Raw genomic sequence first — 17787 nt, 5'->3', positions numbered from 1 at the left:
GTCTTGTAGTGAAAGCATTCATGAAAACCACAGTAGCAGCGGCATTACTCACGACCGCTATGTTTGCAAATGCGGCTGAAGCGCAGCAGAAAGTAGGTGTTGTGAGCCTGCAAAACGTGTTCCAACAGTTGCCACAAGCGCAGCAAATTTCTGAGCGTTTGCAAGAAGAATTCGCTGATGATTTTGCGGAACTCGACAAAATGACCGCTGACTTGCAAGCCATGCAAGAAAAAGCAGAGCGTGATGCGCAAATCATGTCGCCAACCGAGCGTCTTGAATTAGGTCGCGAAGTAGAAATGCTCGAAGCGCAGCGTCAATTGAAGTATCAAGCGTTGCGTGAAGACAGCGAACGTCGCCAGCAAGAGGAGCGCAACAAGTTGATGATGGAAATTGCGCGCGAAACGCAAGCAGTTGCTCAAGCTGAAGGTTATGATGTGGTCCTTAACGGCTCGTCAGTTATCTACGCTGGAGAAGCACTTGATATTACTGATGAAGTTGTTGCGAAAATGACGGGTGGAAACTAAGTCAAATGCAACAACTCACTTTGCAACAGTTAGCATCGGTTATCGGTGCTGAAGTTGTCGGTGATGATGCAACCCTCATCACCGGCGTTGCAACTCTTGCCTCGGCTAAGCCGGGGCAAATTGCATTTTTAGCCAACGAAAAATACCGTTCGCAACTTGATTCAACCCAAGCAAGTGCGGTCATCGTGGCGCCAAACGTTGAACTGCCGGTGGGATTAGCCGCGTTAGTGACCAAGAATCCGTATGCCGGCTTTGCTAAAGTCGCACAACAGCTGGATACCACGCCTCGTGCTGCAACTGGTATTGATGCTTCAGCCCAGATCGCAACGAGCGCACAGCTCGGTAAAAATGTCGCGATTGGTCCGCTGACGATTATTGCCGAGGGTGCGGTGATCGGTGACAACGTGCAGATTGGTGCATGCAGTTATATCGGTCCTAACGTCAAAATTGGCGCGAACTCCAAACTCTGGCAACAGGTGGTGATTTATCACGATTGCGAGATTGGTGCCGACTGTCTGCTCCACAGCGGCGTTGTTATAGGTGCCGATGGTTTTGGTTGGGCCAATGAACAAGGCAAGTGGGTGAAGATTCCACAAATCGGCCGCGTCATCATTCATGATCGGGTCGATATCGGCGCCAATACCACGGTCGACCGTGGCGCGCTTGATGACACAGTCCTTAGCAGCGGCTGTATTATCGATAACCAATGCCAAATTGCCCACAATGTCTTTATCGATGAAGATACCGCTATCGCTGGTTGTACCGTGCTCGCGGGAAGCTGTCGTATCGGTAAACGCTGTTTGATTGGTGGCGCAACAGCCATTAATGGCCACATTGAAATTTGTGATGACGTACAAATTAGTGGTTTTTCCATGGTCATTAAGGCAATTACCGAGCCAGGAGTCTATGCTTCAGGTATCCCTGCTGCACCACATCGCGAATGGCGACGCAATGGCGCGCGCTATCGTCAGCTTGACGACTTATTCCAACGCGTGAAGCAGCTCGAAAAGAAATTAGCCGAATAATTCATCTGGAGACGCGTTTTGTCAGCTTCTGATTCAGCTTTTGATATCCATGAAATCATGCGTTTATTGCCGCATCGCTATCCTTTTTTGCTAGTCGATAAGGTGGTGAGTTGTGATGCGCAAACACAGATTCACGCCGTAAAGAACGTTAGCGTGAACGAAAATATTTTTACTGGCCACTTTCCAGATAACCCGATTTTTCCGGGCGTACTCATTCTTGAGGCACTCGCGCAAGCTGCCGGCTTGTTGGGCTTCAAGATCACCGAAAGCAAGCCAGGTGTGAATGACCTCTACTTGTTTGCTGGCGTTGATAATGCCCGCTTTAAGCGACAAGTGCTGCCTGGCGACCAACTGAATCTGCACGTCACTTTTGAAAAAGAGCGTCGCGGTATTTGGGTCTTTAAAGGTCGCGCCGAGGTTGACGGCGAATTGGCCTGCAGTGCCGATATTATTTGCGCAAGAAGAGAAACCAAGTGATACATCCAACGGCCATCATTGATGAAAGTGCAATCATTGGCAACAACGTAAGCATCGGTCCCTATAGTATTATCGGTGCCGATGTGGTGATTGGTGATGATTGCTGGCTCGGGCCACATGTGGTGTTACGCGGTCCGACAACCCTGGGTAAAGGGAATAAAATTTTTCAGTTTTCATCGGTGGGTGAAGACTGCCAAGACAAGAAATATGCCGGCGAACCTACACGTCTTGAGATCGGCGATTTTAATGTTATTCGAGAGTGCGTGACCATTCATCGAGGTACGGTGCAAGATCAAGGCCTCACGAAAATTGGCAGTCACAATTTGCTGATGGCTTATGTACACGTTGCACATGATTGTGTGGTGGGCGATAACGTCATTCTTGCCAATAATACAACCTTGGCGGGACATGTCTATGTTGGCGACTGGGCTATTTTAGGTGGTTTTACGGGGGTTCATCAGTTTTGCCACATCGGCGAGCATGCGTTTACTGCGGTTAATTCTGTGGTAGTGCAAGATATTCCTCCGTACATCATGGCGCAGGGGCACAATGCGGTGCCGCGCACCATTAACAGCGAAGGTTTGCGCCGCCGTGGTTTTACTAGCGAGCAAATTATGACCATAAAGCGTGCGTTCAGAACGCTGTATCGCAAAGGGTTAACTGTTGATGAGGCCATTGCCGAAATGGAACAGTGGGCGGCGCCAGAATTGGCCAGCTTTATCGCCTTTGTGCAAACCAGTAAACGTGGCATCATCCGCTAATATCTGAGTTTTTCATGACTAATACCTCCTCTGTATTGCGCGTTGCTCTGATCGCCGGTGAACACTCCGGCGATTTGTTGGGCGCGGGCTTAATGCGTGCGCTGAAACAGCAACATGCTGCCATCGAGTTTGTTGGCGTCGGCGGTCCATTGATGGCCGCCGAGGGTTTGCAAAGCCTGGTACCGATGGAGGATTTAGCAGTGATGGGGTTGGCCGAGGTGCTCGGTAGCTTGCGTAAGTTGCTAGCACATCGTAAATACATTGTGCAGACTTTGCTCGATGATCGGCCTGCCGTCTTCATTGGTATTGATGCCCCAGATTTTAACCTACCCATTGCTAAGCGCTTAAAAGCACAAGGTATTAAAACCATGCATTATGTTAGTCCGAGTGTGTGGGCTTGGCGGCAGGGGCGCATCAAAGGCATTAAACAAAGTGTGGACCATGTGTTGTGCTTATTGCCGTTTGAAAAAGCGTTTTACGATCAACATGACTTACCGGCTACTTTTGTTGGGCATCCGCTAGCGGATAGTATTCCAATGGAATGGCAACAGACGTCAGCACGAAAGCAACTAGAGCTCGACCCGCAACAAAGGATCATTGCGCTGTTGCCCGGTAGTCGTGGTGGTGAAATTGCCCGGATGGGCCCCTCGTTCTTGCAAGCTGCAGCGCTGTATCAGCAACGGCACCCAGGTACGCAGTTTATCAGCCCAATGATTTCGACTGCGCGCGCAGAGCAGTTTCGTGCGCTACAACAACAAATCGCGCCTGATTTGGATTTGTTGTTGATGGATGGCAAGTCGCGCGAAGTGATGGCAGCCGCCGATGGTTTGTTGCTGACGTCGGGCACAGTCACGCTTGAGGCAATGCTGATCAAACGACCTATGGTGGTTGCTTATCGGTTCAACTGGCTGAGTTACCACATCATTAAGCGCATGTTTAAAGCGCCATTTTTTAGTTTGCCGAACTTGCTTGCCAAGCGTGAAGTCGTGCCCGAATTGTTACAACAAGCTGTAACGCCCGCTAATCTAGTGCAGGCACTAGAAGCTCAGATGCAATCGGGGTATGCGGCTGAGCAATATCAATTATTCAGCGATATTCATAAGAGTTTGCAGCAAGACGCGGATGTAATTGCTGCAAAAGTCGCACTAACACTCGCTCAACCTGGCTCTTAATCCTAAAAATTCGAACGTTATACTCATAATTTAGCGCTCATCAATCGAATTAATTCCATCTATACTGTCACTAAATTCGCAAATGAAAGGTGAAGTAATGGGCTTACTTGTTGATGGAAAGTGGCAAGACAAATGGTATGACACTGACAAGCATGGTGGTAAATTTGAGCGCAGTGCGGCGCAATTCCGAAACTGGATCGAAGCCGATGCTGACGCGCAGTTTCCTGCGCAGTCGGGGCGTTATCACTTGTATGTTTCATTTGCCTGTCCGTGGGCACATCGCACGCTGATTTTTCGCAAGCTCAAAGGCTTAGAGGACCATATCAGTGTGTCAGCGGTGCATCCGTTGATGCTCGAGAATGGTTGGGAGTTTGCAGACGAGCCGCTGGCAGATCCACTTTACGATCACGACTTTATGTACCAGCTCTACTTGCGCGCCAATCCCAACTATAGTGGCCGAGTCACGGTGCCAGTGCTATGGGATAAGCAAGAGCAAACCATCGTTAGCAACGAGTCAGCTGATATCATCCGCATGTTCAATAGCGCGTTCAATGAGTTGACTGGCAATACGCTCGATTTCTATCCGCAAGAACTGCGTGAAGAAATTGATGCGATCAATGCGGTAGTCTATGACAACGTCAATAACGGCGTCTACAAAAGTGGTTTTGCCACCAGTCAAAGTGCCTATGAAGAGGCTTTTGATGCTTTGTTCGCGACGCTCGATGATCTTGAACAGCGCTTGCAACAACAACGTTTTCTAGCGGGTGATCAAGTGACCGAAGCCGATTGGCGCTTGTTTACCACTTTGGCGCGCTTCGACGCGGTATATCATGGCCACTTTAAGTGTAATCAGAAACGCATCGTCGATTATCCAGCATTGTGGGATTACGTTCGCGCTCTGTATCAAGTGCCGGGCGTTGCGGAAACTGTGGTAATGGATCATATCAAGACGCATTACTACGCCAGTCATACGATGATCAACCCAACTCAGGTAGTGCCGCGCGGCCCTGAGCTTAATTTTCTTGCACCACATGCACGAGGAGAGGTGTTATGAGTATCATTTTAAGTCGTCATCGGGGCATGCCCGCACAAGACGGTGCAGGGGTGAAATTAACGCGGGTGATCAATCAACCGTCGCTGCGTTATCAAGATCCGTTTTTGATGCTCGATGAGTTCCGTTCGGATAATCCAAACGATTACATTGCTGGCTTTCCACCACATCCGCATCGCGGTTTTGTCACTTTGACTTATATGCTCGCCGGGCGCATGGAGCATAAAGACTCTGTGGGTAACACCGGCTTAGTTGAAGCTGGCGGAGCACAGTGGATGAAAGCGGCGCGAGGTATTATCCACGCAGAAATGCCGAAACAGGAAGACGGTTTAATGTGGGGCTTCCAGTTGTGGATCAATTTGCCAGCGAAAGAGAAAATGAGTCCTGCAGCTTGGGCGGATCATCCCGCCGATAAGATCCCTGAAGTGGATGTGCAGGGCGTAACCGTTCGCGTTGTTGCCGGGGAATTTAAGCACGGTGAACAAACCGCCAGCGGCCCCATTCAACAAGCCGAACAACAGTTTCAAATGCTTGATTTGCGCTGCGCCGCAGGCAATGAGATTGAATTGGCTGCTGGACAGCAACAGACAAGACTTGCATACGTTTATCAAGGCTCTGTGATGCTCAATGGCGAAACTGTTGAGCGCGGCGAATTGGTACGGCTTGATAAGAACGGTGCATTACAGTTGCAAGCGACTAGCGAGGCAGGCATGCTGGTGTTAGCAGGGCAACCGATTGGCGAGCCCGTCACGCAATATGGCCCGTTTGTGATGAATTCACAGCAGGAAATTGAGCAGGCCATTCGTGATTATCAAAGCGGTAAATTGACCGCCTAAAATTTCATAAGTAGGTAAGGAATCGGTATGACCTATAGTGCACAAGGCTTCTTTGTTCGTGACCAAAAACCGCAGCTAGAAGCGTTCGAATTGGCCGCGCCGCAGTTGGATGAAGTGGTTATTGAGGTGACGCATACCGGTATTAATCGCGCCGATTTAATGCAAATTGCCGGTGCTTATCCACCGCCACCTGGGGCATCTGAAGTTCTAGGCTTAGAAGCTAGCGGTAAGGTCATTGCAGTGGGGCCCGCGGTAAGTCGCTTACAAGTCGGGGATGACGTCTGTGCGCTGCTAGCCGGTGGTGGTTATGCCAGTCATGTGTTAGTCAGTGAACAACAAGTCGCGCGTTTACCACTAGGACTCTCGTTGGCGACAGGGGCGGCTATTTGTGAAGCCTACGCCACTGCATGGTTTAATCTTTACCAAGTGGCTGGGATTCAAACGCACGAACGCGTGCTACTGCATGCTGGTGCCAGCAGTGTTGGTTTAGCGGCCTTACAGTTGTTGGTGCAAGCCGGGCACGAGGTGTTTGTCACTGCGGGCAGTGACGATAAACTTGCTTTGTGTCGTCAATTGGGTGCTACCGGCACCTGGAACCGCCACCAAGGCAGTTTTGTAGATGCGGTGAAGGCATGGGGCGGGGCAGATATCATCATTGATCCTGTGGCCGGTGATTATTTAGCGCAAGATCAACAGGTATTGAATCTCGATGGTCGCATTGTGGTGTTAGGTCTTATGGGTGGCCGCGGCGCTGACATTGACGTTGGGCGACTGTTGATGAAACGTCAACGAATTCAAGGTAGCACTTTGCGGAGCCAGCCTTTGGCAGTAAAAGGGCGCATCATGCGGGCGTTGGAACAGGACGTTTGGCCGTTACTGAAAAGTGGCAAATGCCAAGCATTGATTGAACAGGTCTATCCGCTTGCTGAACTGAGCAAGGCGTTACAGCAACTGCAGGAAAATCGGACACAAGGAAAGTTAGTACTAGAGTGGCCGCTGGCGACCTAAGAAAAAGTGGTGGAGGGGGCAGGATTCGAACCTGCGAAGGCTGAGCCGTCAGATTTACAGTCTGATCCCTTTGACCGCTCGGGAACCCCTCCACGCGAAGAGCCGGCATGATAGCAGATTGAGCCCTACTGTAAACCCCGCTATGATAAAAGACGCCTTATATTCCGTTGTCATCCGAAAGGTTGCTTAATTTGTCGACAAAACACGCTGAACTGATCGAAAATTTTCTCGAACGCTTGTGGCTAAAACAAGGGGTGAGTAAGCACACGAGTTCCGCTTACGGTACCGATTTACGTAAATTTCTTCGTTTTTTACTCGATCATGTGGGTGAACAAGCAGAACTGCTGTCGGTGCACTCGGAACACATCGAAGATTATCTATTATGGCGCCGGCAACAGGGACTTTCGCCGCGCAGCACGGCACGTGCGCTCAGTGCACTGAAGAAATTCTATAATTACGCGGTACAAGAACGCCTTATGAGCGTTGACCCGACCGCGCGCTTGCGGCAACCCAAGCAACCGCAAGCAATCCCCCATAGCCTTGCTGAGAGTGAAGTAGAAGCCTTGCTGGCAGCGCCGGATTGTGACGACCCAGTGCAATTGCGCGACCGCGCCATGTTAGAAGTCCTCTATGCCACTGGTTTGCGAGTAACCGAGCTGGTGCAGTTGACCTTCACCCAAGTATCAAAGCAACAAGAATTGGTACGCATTATTGGTAAAGGCAATAAAGAGCGCTTGGTCCCACTTGGTGAAACTGCACTTGAGTGGCTACAAACCTATGAGCAACAAGGCCGGCCGGCCCTTACCCAAATGCGCAGTGATTATGTATTTGTGACACGTCGCGGCGGACCATTGACGCGCCAAGCATTTTGGCATCGCATTAAGTATTACGCACAAGTTGCAGATATCCGCAGCCATTTATCGCCGCACACCTTGCGCCATGCATTTGCTACCCACTTATTGAACCACGGCGCCGATTTACGCGTTTTACAAATGTTGTTGGGGCACAGTGACCTGTCGACCACGCAAATCTACACCCATGTAGCGCGGGAGCGCTTGCAACAATTGCATGCAACCCATCACCCGCGGGCTTAATTGCCAGGAAAATGCTGCATCCCAATTGCAGAAACGGTAGACTGCTGGGTATTCGTTTATCGCCATTGTTAGCGCATCATTAGAGAAGTTGAGAGTATTCATGAAACAATTATTTTTAGCTGCAAGTATCTTTGGCTTATTGGCCTGCAGTCCACAAGGCAATGCCCAGTTAAATGACAGCGAACTTGATACGCAATATCTTGAAAATATGGGTTTTACCATTGAATCGGTGAAGCCATCGTCAGTTACCGGTTTGTACGAAGTGATCACCAATCAGGGCCTGATTTACGTGGCCGATGACGGTAAAAAGCTGATTGGCGGACGTATCTACGATATCACTGGTAGTGAGCCGGTGAATTTAAGCGAAGAAGTCGTCAAAGAGATGCGCCGTACCGATGTGAAAACGGTGGCAGATGAAGCGATTGTCTATCAAGCTCAAGACGAAGCCTATGTCGTAACCGTGTTTACCGATCCGACGTGTGGTTATTGCCGTCAATTGCATACCAACCTCGATAGCTATTTAAACAAAGGTATCAGTATTCATTACTTAGCCTGGCCGCGCAGTGGTCTGCAAGGAAGCGGTTACGAGCAGTTGAAAACTATCTGGTGCTCAGCCGACAAAGGTGCGGCACTGACTGCAGCGAAAAGTGACAAACGTTTACCTGCTGCCAGTTGTGACGACCCGATTGCCGAACACTTTGCGTTAGGTAACAAGTTCGGGGTGCGTGGAACTCCCTCAATGGTATTGCCGTCAGGTGAAATGATCCCTGGCTTGGTCAATGCTGACCGTTTGCTGGAAGCCCTCGAACAAGCGCAATAAATGGTGACGGATGCTGCTATTCAGGTCGTTCGTCGACCTGCTGTTACCAACCACCAATTACCCGCCGAGTTGCCAGAACTGTTACAACAAGTTCTGGCGCGGCGTGGTGTGGTCGCAGCCGAACAATTAGAGTTATCGGCCCAGCGGCTACCGCACTTTGCACAACTGAAAGATTGCCAACGGGCGGCTGAACGCCTGTTCGATGCTATCGTGCAGCAACAAGCCATTTGCATTTGCGGTGACTTTGACGCCGATGGTGCAACGTCCACCGCCTTGATGGTCTCTACTTTGCGGGCGATGGGAGCAGCACGCGTCAGTTATTGCGTCCCCAACCGTTTTACCGATGGCTATGGCCTAACACCCAATTTGGTTGCTGCAGCCCAGCAGCAGGGCGCACAGCTGTTGGTGACGGTCGACAGCGGCATTTCCTGTCACGCCGGCGTCGAAGCCGCAAATGCCGCAGGGCTCGATGTGATTATTACCGATCATCACCTGCCTGGCGCTAACTTACCGCCAGCCTATGCCATTGTGAACCCAAACCAAGCCGATTGTGCCTTTCCTAGCAAATCGATTGCCGGTGTTGGTGTGGCATTTTATCTGATGTTAGCGGTGCGTGCCGTCGCCCGTGAACAACAACATCCAGCTGCACAAGTGCCCCTGGCAAACTGGCTTGATCTCGTCGCACTAGGAACCGTTGCCGATGTGGTGAAGCTTGATGGTGTGAACCGGATCTTGGTGCAACAGGGCTTGCAGCGGATTCGGAGTGGCTATTGTCGACCTGGCATTCAAGCGCTGCTGCAAGTGACGCAGCGCAATCCACAGCAGTTGCAGGCAAGTGATCTAGGTTTCGCCTTGGCGCCGCGAATTAATGCGGCAGGGCGGCTTGATGATATGGCATTAGGGATTGAATGTTTGTTGTGCGACGAAATGCGTCGCGCGGAGCAATTGGCGCAAGAATTACATGACCTAAATGCCCAGCGCCGTGAAATCGAAACCGAAATGCGTGAGAGTGCGACGTTGTACGTCGCACAGTTACAGCTACAAGACGATCAGTTACCGCCATTATTGGTGCTGCATCAACAAGACTGGCACCAAGGGGTCATAGGGATTGTCGCAGGGCGGGTGAAAGAGCAGTTTCACCGACCGACCATTACTTTTGCGGCGGGTGATGATGGCTTTTTGAAAGGCTCGGCACGGTCGATTCCCGGACTGCACATGCGCGATTTATTAGAACGTGTGCATAGCCTCCAGCCACAATTAATCGAACGCTTTGGTGGTCATGCGATGGCGGCAGGACTGACCTTAGCGCCGCAACATCTAGTAGAATTTCGCCAGATTGCCCAACAGGTGGCTGCTGAATGGCTCGCCGACGTAGCGCTGGAGCGGACAATCCTCAGTGATGGTGAACTGGATGCAAGTTGTTTTACGCTACCGTTTGTGCAGCAACTGGAGCGACTTGGGCCATGGGGACAGGGCTTTCCAGAGCCGATCTTTGATGGTGAATTTGAATTGATTCAACAACGTATTGTGGGTCAAAAGCATCTGAAATTAGTGCTGCGTAGCCGTGATGGAGCAGTGCTCGACGGCATCGCTTTCAACGTTGATACGCAACGTTGGCCTGATCTTGCCGTGCGTGAGGTTCAGGTTGCCTATCAACTGCAATTAAATCACTTTCGTGGTGCCACCAATGTGCAACTGTTGGTGGAGCATTTGCAACCTTTACGGTAAAATGCCGTCCCTTTTGTAATCACTGTGGATGAATTGAGACCTAAGTATGTTTGAGACTAATGCTACGTACGTTGCCATAAAAGAGATGCGCCAGCGCAGTGAAGCGCTTCGGGGGTATCTTTGACTACGCTCACAAGGTGGAGCGCCTAGAGGAAGTCACACGTGAGCTTGAAGATCCGAGTGTGTGGGAGAATCAAGAGCGGGCACAAGCATTAGGCAAAGAACGGGCAAGCTTAGAGCAAGTGGTTGAGACGTTGCAGCAACTCGCGCAGGGTCTCGACGATGTCGAGGGACTGGTTGATCTGGCGGTTGAAGCCGAAGATGAAGACACTTTTAACGAAGCTGTTGCTGAACTCGAGCAGTTAGAGCAACAGCTTGAAACGCTCGAATTTCGTCGCATGTTCTCAGGTGAACATGACAATTCTGACTGCTATCTTGATATTCAAGCGGGCTCGGGCGGTACTGAGGCGCAAGATTGGTCAAATATGCTTTTGCGCATGTACTTGCGTTGGGCAGAATCGCATGATTTTAAAGTTGAAATCACTGAATTATCAGAAGGCGACGTAGCGGGTATCAAATCAGCGACCATCCACGTGCAAGGCGAATTTGCCTACGGCTGGTTGCGTACCGAAACGGGCGTGCATCGGCTGGTACGAAAATCCCCCTTTGACTCAGGTAATCGGCGCCATACTTCGTTTGCCTCGGTGTTTGTTTATCCTGAAGTAGACGATGATATTGAAATCGAAATCAACCCAGCGGATTTGCGTGTCGATACCTACCGCGCATCAGGTGCCGGTGGTCAGCACGTAAACCGTACCGACTCTGCGATTCGTATAACGCATGAGCCTTCTGGTATCGTCGTACAGTGCCAAAGCGACCGCTCGCAACACAAAAACCGCGATCAAGCGATGAAGCAATTACGCGCCAAGCTGTATGAGATGGAGCTGCAAAAGCAGCTTGCGGAAAAACAAGCACTTGAAGATAGCAAATCGGATATTGGCTGGGGCAGTCAAATTCGCTCTTATGTACTTGATGACGCACGCATTAAAGATTTACGTACCGGGGTGGAAAACCGCAACACGCAAGCCGTGTTAGATGGTGCCCTCGACCCCTTTATCGAAGCAAGTTTAAAATCTGGACTTTAAATAGGAAGCTAACCATGGCAGATAACACGCAAAACACCGAAATCGTTGACGTTAATGAACAAATAGCGCAACGAAAGGCGAAGTTGCAAGCTTTGCGTGAACGCGGTGTAGCGTTCCCTAATGATTTTCGTCGTGAGCATTTAGCCGCAGAACTGCACGCAGAATTTGACGAGGTCGAAAAAGAAGCGCTGGCGGAAAAAGGCGTTCGCGTTGCCGTAGCTGGACGTATGATGACGCGTCGGATCATGGGTAAAGCAAGCTTTGCTACGATTAAAGATATGTCGGGCCAAATTCAGCTTTACGTTGCACGTGACAATTTGCCAGAAGGCTTTTACAACCAAGAATTCAAGAAGTGGGATTTAGGCGATATCGTTGGCGCGACCGGTACCTTGTTTATTACCGGAACTGGCGAGCTGAGTGTACAAGTGGAGGATATCCGCTTGTTAACCAAAGCATTGCGCCCATTGCCAGACAAATTCCATGGTCTAAGTGACCAAGAAACACGTTACCGTCAGCGCTATTTAGATCTGATCACCAACGATGATTCACGGCGTACCTTTGTAGTGCGCTCAAAAGTGGTTGAATATATTCGCCGCTACTTGAGTGAAAAGCAGTTCCTCGAAGTTGAAACGCCGATGATGCAAACCATTCCAGGTGGTGCTTCTGCACGCCCGTTTGTGACACATCACAATGCTCTCGATATGCAACTGTATTTGCGTATCGCGCCAGAATTGTACTTGAAGCGGCTGGTCGTAGGTGGTTTCGAGAAGGTGTTCGAAATTAATCGCAACTTCCGTAACGAAGGTTTATCAACGCGCCACAACCCAGAATTCACTATGCTTGAATTCTATTGGGGTTATGCTGACTATCACGACCTGATGGACCTTACCGAAGATATGCTGCGCGGTATGACTGAAGAAATTCTCGGCTCGAGCAAGTTCACCAGTCAGGGTGTTGAGTACGACTTTAGCAAGCCGTTTGCGCGGATGTCGATTGTCGAAGCTATCTTGCAAAACTTGCCTGAAGCCACTGCGCAACAACTCGCTGACTTAGGCACTGCAACCGAGCTGGCCGGCACTCTCGGCATCGAAGTTAAGCCGAGCTGGGGCTTGGGCCGTGTGCAAATCGAAATTTTCGAAACCGTTGCTGAACACAAGTTAATCCAGCCCACCTTTATTACTGCGTATCCCGCTGAAGTATCACCGTTAGCACGCCGTAATGACGACGACCCGTTTATTACCGATCGTTTTGAGTTCTTCGTTGGTGGTCGTGAGCTCGCGAATGGCTTCTCGGAGCTGAATGACGCCGAAGACCAAGCCGAGCGCTTCCAGCACCAAGTGCAACAAAAAGAAGCAGGTGATGACGAGGCTATGTTCTTTGATGAAGACTACATCACGGCATTAGAGCACGGTATGCCACCTACCGCCGGTGAAGGAATTGGCATCGACCGCTTGGTGATGTTGTTAACTGACTCGCCGTCCATTCGTGACGTATTGTTGTTCCCACACATGCGTCCGCGCAAAGGCTAGGATGTTGTTGTAGGCGCAAGAAGAAAACGATAGCCGATACCAGGAAGCGTTTCGATAAACCTTGGTTCGCGGCTATCGTCCTCTAGCTTACGGCGTAATTGACTAATAAATATACGTAAATAGTGGTTGTCTTGACGGTGCGTTGGGCCCCATATCTCAGTCAGTAAATCGCGTTGTAACAGTAACTTTTGGTAGTTACTGGTTAACTTCCACAGCAATTCAAATTCTTTTGGTGATAAACGAACTTCTTCGTTGTTGAGACTGACACTGTGTTGACGATGATCGATAATCAGATTGTCAAAAACTAAGCGTTGGGCGGCGGCGATATTTTCTCGTGCTGACAGATCACGTAACAACACCCGCAGGCGCGCAACAAGCTCACGTATACCAAAGGGTTTGGTCAAATAATCGTTCGCGCCATTTTCGAGCGCACGGACCTTTTCTTCTTCATCATCGCGTGCACTTAACACCAGCAGGGGTAACTTGTCATCGGGTTTCAACTCGCTAATGAAGTGTTGCCCATCGCCATCAGGAAGACCTAAATCGAGAATAATGGCGTCCAGTTCCAGTTGTTGCAACAGGCCACGGGCTACAGCGAGATTTGCCGCTTCAAAAATTTGAAAGCCCTCAGCTTGCAATGAAATTCGAATGAATGAACGAATTTTAGCTTCGTCTTCAATGACCAGTACCGTCGGTTTATGCATCGACATGGTGAACTCTCCCTTTGGCAACCGTCGGCATCACGATAGTGACTGTAAGCAGTTGATAATCATCATTGAAACTAGGCTGTATTGAGAATCCGTGCGATGAAAAAATACTCTCTGCAACGGCAATGCCGAGGCCCAAGCCACCGCTACCTGAGTCGCCTTGCTTGGAGCTTATAAAAGGTTGCCCCCAGCGTTGCAGTGCACCAGCGTTGAAGTCTTGCAGCGTCACATTACTAATACTTAAAACGGCACTCTGATTGTCGTTTAGCTGCCAGGCTAATCGCACTTGTGTGTCTGCCAAACGATAGCGCAGGGCATTATCCAACAAGTTAAAGAGCCCTTGTTCGAGCAGTAAACGTTGCCCAGCGATGGTAACGTCATGTTGTGGCAGTTCTAAGTTAATAGCCTCTTGTTGTAGCGGAAAGCGATCAATGACGCTTTGTAAAACGGCGTTTAACTGCAGGTTTTGCTTGATCAAGCGGACTTGGTGATAAGCAAAGCGAGTGGCGTGTAAAACATTGTCAATATAGCTTTGCAGGCGCTCTGCTTCGAACACAGCGTTACTTATCAATTCATTCTGTTCGGCGCGATTGAGACGTGGATGGTAGTCAAGCCAAGTGGTTAAATTACCCATGACGCTCGCTAGCGGAGTACGTAAGTCATGGGACAGACTGAAGAGTAATTGTGAACGAATTTCTGCTGCGCGGCGCTCGTTTTGGCTGGTGCGATGGCCAATGACCCAATAAATACAGACTAAGGCGGTTACCACAAACACGCCAAGTGTCGCGATCTCAGAAGGCTCAGTCATGTGCAAAGTGCCGCGTGGTTGAGTAAATAACACATTAAAAACGACGCCGCCGATGACCGCCGCGAGGGCTGCAATAGCATACGAGGTAAGTACTGCACTGGTAATTACACCTAACAACAGAATAAGTACCGTCGCGGTGTTCGGTAGCAACCAACGTTCAAGTAAGAAGGCGAGGCCTGTGGCCACCAACATGAATAGACTCATCATCAGCAATTGAGTGGATCGCGATTGTGCTGAGTTTAAATAGTTGCGTAAGGTAAAACGTTGCCACATAGGGTTAACCGCGCCAGAATGCAGGCACCAATAGTGCCAGTAAGGTAAAGTACTCAAGACGACCTAAAATCATCGCCAAATTGAGCAACCAAATACCGGTATCACTTACCACAATAAAATTACTACTGACCTCACCAAAACCAGGGCCGAGTACGTTAATACAAGCCGATACCGCGGTAAATGCTGACCAAAAGTCTAACCCAGTGGCGACCAGTAGAATAGTAAAAACTAAGGTTGTTACTGCCGCAATAAACATAAATGCCATTACCGCAGCAACCACAGATTCACTCACGGTGGTTTGTTGGTAACGAATGGTATAAACCGCGCGAGGGTGAATCAGCAAGCGTATTTGCTTGCGGATAAGCTTGAATGAAATGATATCTCGAATCACTTTATTACCGCCTGCAGTTGAACCCGCACAGCCGCCAAGATAGCTGACAAAAACTAAAAGCAAGGCCGTATAGGCTGGCCAACTACCGACATCCGTAGCGCCGTATCCCGTGCTGGTCATGAACGAAATAATATGAAACGTCGCTTGGGTAAGGGTGGTAAAGAAATCCTGATATTGCTTGTTGAGCAGTAAGATAACGCTCATGAGGCAGCTCATGGTCAATAAGATAGCTAGAAAGACTCGGGTTTCTTCATCTTGCAAGTACTCACGCCAGCGTCTTTGTTTGTGCACACGGTAATGGAGCGCAAAACTGATGGCTCCCAGTATCATAAAAACGTTAGCAATCCAGAGAATAAGAGCGCTATCGAAGTACCCCATACTGGCGTCATGTGTTGAAAAACCGCCGGTCGAGACAGTGGTAAAGCTATGCGCAATCGCGTCAAATAGAGACATCCCCGCCGCCCAGTAAGCGCCGGCACACAGCAAGGTAATGGCGACATAGACTAGCCACAGATAGCGACTGGTCGACTTTGCGCGCGGTGCAATTTTATCGTTTTTTATGGGCCCGGGAGTTTCAGCCATTAATAAACGCATGCCGCCGACATTCAGCATCGGGAGTACGGCGACGACGAAAATGACCACACCCAAGCCGCCAGCCCATTGCAAAAATTGCCGGTAAAGCAGAAAGCTGGGTTGCATTTCGTCGAGCCCAACTAAAATGGTAGCGCCGGTGGTCGTCAGGGCACTGATAGCCTCGAAGGTCGCATCAGTAAAGCTAACATTGGTGATCCAATGAATCGGGATTGCGGCGGCAAATCCTACTAGAATCCAGGTAAACACGGCAAAGACAAGTCCGTCTTGCGGACGGATATCGCGACCACTCAATGGTTTTGTTCGTAATAATAACAAGGCACTGATAGCGATGAGAATAGCTGCGCTGGCAAAGAAATAACGGGCGACTCCGTCTTGAAAAAGCAGGATCGACAGTACCGCGAACACACATTGAATGACACTGAACCAAAGAAGGGGAAAAGCGAGTAAACGCAGAATAATCGCTAACTGAACCATGAGTTGTTTCCTACATAATGGTTCAGTTCAGCGTACGCGCCACCCGCGTAAAGAAACTAGACGGCAATTCCTTATTGCCGTAAAGAAAACATAAAAGTAAACGGTTAAGGTAGCGCTTGCAGGAAATCTTCCAGCAATTCAGTGGCATCTTCTATGCCACACGACATCCGCAACAAGTCATCCGGGCAGGGCGTTCCTGCACCTTCAACACTGGCACGGTGTTCAATCAGGCTTTCAACCCCGCCAAGTGAGGTGGCTCGTTTCCACAACTTCGTGTGGGCAGCGACGTGAATCGCTGCTGCGGCTCCGCCGGCAAGGCGAACCGAGAGCATGCCGCCAAAGCCGCCTGTCATTTGTTGTTTGGCAATCTCGTGACCGGCGAAGCTCGGCAAGCCGGGATAAAGTACCTCGGCAACAGAAGGGTGCTGTTCGAGCTGTTCGGCAATAAATTGAGCGGTTTGACAGGCTTCGCGTACGCGTAGATGCATGGTGCGCATGCCGCGTAATAATTGCGCTGCATCCTGTGGGCTTGGAACCGCACCACCTTGTGCGCGGACGGCTCGAATACGCTGCCAATAAGTATCATCATGCTTACCAATCAGTGCTCCGGCAATAATATCGGAATGGCCATTGAGGTACTTGGTGGCCGAATGCATGACGATATCCGCGCCTAATTCGAGTGGGCGACTCAGCAGTGGTGTGGCACAGGTAGAGTCCACAGCTACTTGGGCACCGGCCGCATGGGCGAGCTCACTAATGGCTTTGATGTCACTGATAGACCACAACGGGTTGCCTGGTGTTTCAAGCCAAATCAATTTGGTGCGTTGCGGTTGCAGGTGGCTTTGCACAGCGGCAACATCGGTCATATCGATAAACTCAATGATTAAGCCCCAGTCGGTGGCAAAGTTGAGTAGCCAATTACGTAGGGCCCAATACATAACTTTTGGCGCTAATACATGATCGCCCGGGCGTAAGCCTTGAAAGACTGCGGTGGCGGCTGCCATGCCAGAACCAAACAAGAGCGCATCGTGGCCGTTTTCTAATTGACACAATAAGGCTTCGACCGGTTTGTAGGTCGGGTTGTCGGCGCGGGAATAGATGAGTCCGGTCGGATAACTATTATCTTTGCCGCGCAAATAGGTGGTCGCAACATGGATCGGCGGCACCACAGCTTGGGTGGTTGCGTCAATGTTCCCTAACGATTGTGCGAGGGCGGTTGCAGCGGTATAGGGATAGGTTTTTTTAGAATCATTCGAGGACATTGGCAAAGATGCTCCGAGACAGCAAAGTAGGGCATCTAGCTTAGCGAAAGAATGCTAGGTTGCCTAGCATAAAAAAACGCACCCGAGGGTGCGTTTTTGGTGTTTCAG

The 17787-nt window shown here is 50.0% G+C and carries 17 protein-coding genes and 1 tRNA gene; 13 read left to right on the top strand and 5 right to left on the bottom strand.

Translation table 11 applies throughout. The features are described from left to right. The first annotated feature begins 8 nt into the window (after positions 1-8). The 8 genes from ACJ8W9_RS03790 to ACJ8W9_RS03755 all read left to right on the top strand — a co-directional run bounded on the left by ACJ8W9_RS03790 (position 9) and on the right by ACJ8W9_RS03755 (position 6854). Positions 9-524: an OmpH family outer membrane protein gene (locus ACJ8W9_RS03790; RefSeq protein ID WP_411358561.1), complete on the top strand. Its 516-nt coding sequence runs from the start codon at positions 9-11 to the stop codon at positions 522-524. A 5-nt stretch (positions 525-529) separates the two neighbouring features. Then, positions 530-1549, top strand: a complete 1020-nt coding sequence (gene lpxD, locus ACJ8W9_RS03785) for a UDP-3-O-(3-hydroxymyristoyl)glucosamine N-acyltransferase (RefSeq protein ID WP_411360433.1) — start codon at positions 530-532, stop codon at positions 1547-1549. An 18-nt stretch (positions 1550-1567) separates the two neighbouring features. Continuing rightward, the gene (fabZ, locus tag ACJ8W9_RS03780) at positions 1568-2026 is read left to right on the top strand and encodes a 3-hydroxyacyl-ACP dehydratase FabZ (protein ID WP_411358559.1); all 459 of its coding nucleotides are present in this window, start codon (positions 1568-1570) and stop codon (positions 2024-2026) included. Next, the gene (gene lpxA, locus ACJ8W9_RS03775) at positions 2023-2787 is read left to right on the top strand and encodes an acyl-ACP--UDP-N-acetylglucosamine O-acyltransferase (protein WP_411360431.1); all 765 of its coding nucleotides are present in this window, start codon (positions 2023-2025) and stop codon (positions 2785-2787) included. Before fabZ ends, lpxA begins: the two co-directional genes overlap by 4 nt. Before the next feature lie 14 nt (positions 2788-2801). Next, a complete protein-coding gene (lpxB, locus tag ACJ8W9_RS03770) occupies positions 2802-3959 on the top strand; it encodes a lipid-A-disaccharide synthase (RefSeq protein WP_411358556.1) in 1158 nt (385 codons plus the stop codon). A 97-nt stretch (positions 3960-4056) separates the two neighbouring features. Further along, positions 4057-5013, top strand: coding sequence for a glutathione S-transferase family protein (locus tag ACJ8W9_RS03765; protein ID WP_411358555.1), 957 nt, complete (start codon positions 4057-4059; stop codon positions 5011-5013). After that, a complete protein-coding gene (locus tag ACJ8W9_RS03760; protein ID WP_411358554.1) occupies positions 5010-5846 on the top strand; it encodes a pirin family protein in 837 nt (278 codons plus the stop codon). Before ACJ8W9_RS03765 ends, ACJ8W9_RS03760 begins: the two co-directional genes overlap by 4 nt. Before the next feature lie 27 nt (positions 5847-5873). After that, complete coding sequence (locus ACJ8W9_RS03755) at positions 5874-6854, top strand: NAD(P)H-quinone oxidoreductase (protein ID WP_411358553.1); 981 nt, start codon at positions 5874-5876, stop codon at positions 6852-6854. A 7-nt stretch (positions 6855-6861) separates the two neighbouring features. On the opposite strand, the gene ACJ8W9_RS03750 is transcribed toward ACJ8W9_RS03755, so the two are convergent. Beyond that, a tRNA-Tyr gene (locus tag ACJ8W9_RS03750) sits at positions 6862-6946 on the bottom strand. 90 nt (positions 6947-7036) lie between these two features. On the opposite strand from ACJ8W9_RS03750, the gene xerD reads away from it, so the two are divergent. The 5 genes from xerD (at position 7037) to lysS (ending at position 13170) form a co-directional block, all read left to right on the top strand. Next, the gene (xerD, locus tag ACJ8W9_RS03745) at positions 7037-7948 is read left to right on the top strand and encodes a site-specific tyrosine recombinase XerD (RefSeq protein WP_411359284.1); all 912 of its coding nucleotides are present in this window, start codon (positions 7037-7039) and stop codon (positions 7946-7948) included. Positions 7949-8048: 100 nt separating this feature from the next. Next, positions 8049-8768, top strand: a complete 720-nt coding sequence (gene dsbC, locus ACJ8W9_RS03740) for a bifunctional protein-disulfide isomerase/oxidoreductase DsbC (protein WP_411358552.1) — start codon at positions 8049-8051, stop codon at positions 8766-8768. Then, a complete protein-coding gene (gene recJ, locus ACJ8W9_RS03735) occupies positions 8769-10496 on the top strand; it encodes a single-stranded-DNA-specific exonuclease RecJ (protein ID WP_411358551.1) in 1728 nt (575 codons plus the stop codon). 46 nt (positions 10497-10542) lie between these two features. Next, positions 10543-11641, top strand: a protein-coding gene (prfB, locus tag ACJ8W9_RS03730; RefSeq protein WP_411360429.1) for a peptide chain release factor 2 whose coding sequence is annotated in 2 segments (ribosomal slippage) — positions 10543-10617 and positions 10619-11641 — 1098 coding nt in all. Because the reading frame shifts where the segments join, the coding sequence is not laid out codon by codon here. Between the two features lie 14 nt (positions 11642-11655). Further along, positions 11656-13170: a lysine--tRNA ligase gene (lysS, locus tag ACJ8W9_RS03725; protein ID WP_411358550.1), complete on the top strand. Its 1515-nt coding sequence runs from the start codon at positions 11656-11658 to the stop codon at positions 13168-13170. Here lysS and ACJ8W9_RS03720 read toward each other — a convergent pair. The 4 genes from ACJ8W9_RS03720 to ACJ8W9_RS03705 form a co-directional block, all read right to left on the bottom strand. After that, on the bottom strand, positions 13167-13880 hold the full coding sequence (locus tag ACJ8W9_RS03720; protein ID WP_411358549.1) for a response regulator: 714 nt from the start codon (positions 13878-13880) through the stop codon (positions 13167-13169). The two genes, lysS and ACJ8W9_RS03720, sit on opposite strands and share 4 nt — an antisense overlap. Then, positions 13867-14958, bottom strand: coding sequence for a DUF4118 domain-containing protein (locus ACJ8W9_RS03715; protein WP_411358548.1), 1092 nt, complete (start codon positions 14956-14958; stop codon positions 13867-13869). The genes ACJ8W9_RS03720 and ACJ8W9_RS03715 overlap by 14 nt, the downstream gene beginning before the upstream one ends. Before the next feature lie 4 nt (positions 14959-14962). Beyond that, positions 14963-16417 (bottom strand): TrkH family potassium uptake protein, encoded by a 1455-nt coding sequence (locus tag ACJ8W9_RS03710; protein ID WP_411358547.1) that lies wholly within the window; start codon positions 16415-16417, stop codon positions 14963-14965. A 104-nt stretch (positions 16418-16521) separates the two neighbouring features. Then, a complete protein-coding gene (locus ACJ8W9_RS03705) occupies positions 16522-17679 on the bottom strand; it encodes a trans-sulfuration enzyme family protein (protein ID WP_411358546.1) in 1158 nt (385 codons plus the stop codon). Positions 17680-17787 lie beyond the last annotated feature (108 nt).

The sequence above is a fragment of the Pseudidiomarina salilacus genome (assembly GCF_047323925.1).
Classification (GTDB): domain Bacteria; phylum Pseudomonadota; class Gammaproteobacteria; order Enterobacterales; family Alteromonadaceae; genus Pseudidiomarina; species Pseudidiomarina salilacus.
The sequence above is the reverse complement of the archived record's forward strand: the minus strand, read 5'-3'. Positions and strand labels throughout refer to the sequence as shown.

What these genes read in the sequence shown, in the direction of transcription:
- lpxD (WP_411360433.1), top strand. Translation starts at nt 530, where the DNA reads ATGCAACAACTCACTTTGCAACAGTTAGCATCGGTTATCGGTGCTGAA.
- lpxB (WP_411358556.1), top strand. Translation starts at nt 2,802, where the DNA reads ATGACTAATACCTCCTCTGTATTGCGCGTTGCTCTGATCGCCGGTGAA.
- ACJ8W9_RS03765 (WP_411358555.1), top strand. Translation starts at nt 4,057, where the DNA reads ATGGGCTTACTTGTTGATGGAAAGTGGCAAGACAAATGGTATGACACT.
- ACJ8W9_RS03760 (WP_411358554.1), top strand. Translation starts at nt 5,010, where the DNA reads ATGAGTATCATTTTAAGTCGTCATCGGGGCATGCCCGCACAAGACGGT.
- ACJ8W9_RS03755 (WP_411358553.1), top strand. Translation starts at nt 5,874, where the DNA reads ATGACCTATAGTGCACAAGGCTTCTTTGTTCGTGACCAAAAACCGCAG.
- dsbC (WP_411358552.1), top strand. Translation starts at nt 8,049, where the DNA reads ATGAAACAATTATTTTTAGCTGCAAGTATCTTTGGCTTATTGGCCTGC.
- recJ (WP_411358551.1), top strand. Translation starts at nt 8,769, where the DNA reads ATGGTGACGGATGCTGCTATTCAGGTCGTTCGTCGACCTGCTGTTACC.
- lysS (WP_411358550.1), top strand. Translation starts at nt 11,656, where the DNA reads ATGGCAGATAACACGCAAAACACCGAAATCGTTGACGTTAATGAACAA.
- ACJ8W9_RS03720 (WP_411358549.1), bottom strand. Translation starts at nt 13,880, where the DNA reads ATGTCGATGCATAAACCGACGGTACTGGTCATTGAAGACGAAGCTAAA.
- ACJ8W9_RS03715 (WP_411358548.1), bottom strand. Translation starts at nt 14,958, where the DNA reads ATGTGGCAACGTTTTACCTTACGCAACTATTTAAACTCAGCACAATCG.
- ACJ8W9_RS03710 (WP_411358547.1), bottom strand. Translation starts at nt 16,417, where the DNA reads ATGGTTCAGTTAGCGATTATTCTGCGTTTACTCGCTTTTCCCCTTCTT.
- ACJ8W9_RS03705 (WP_411358546.1), bottom strand. Translation starts at nt 17,679, where the DNA reads ATGTCCTCGAATGATTCTAAAAAAACCTATCCCTATACCGCTGCAACC.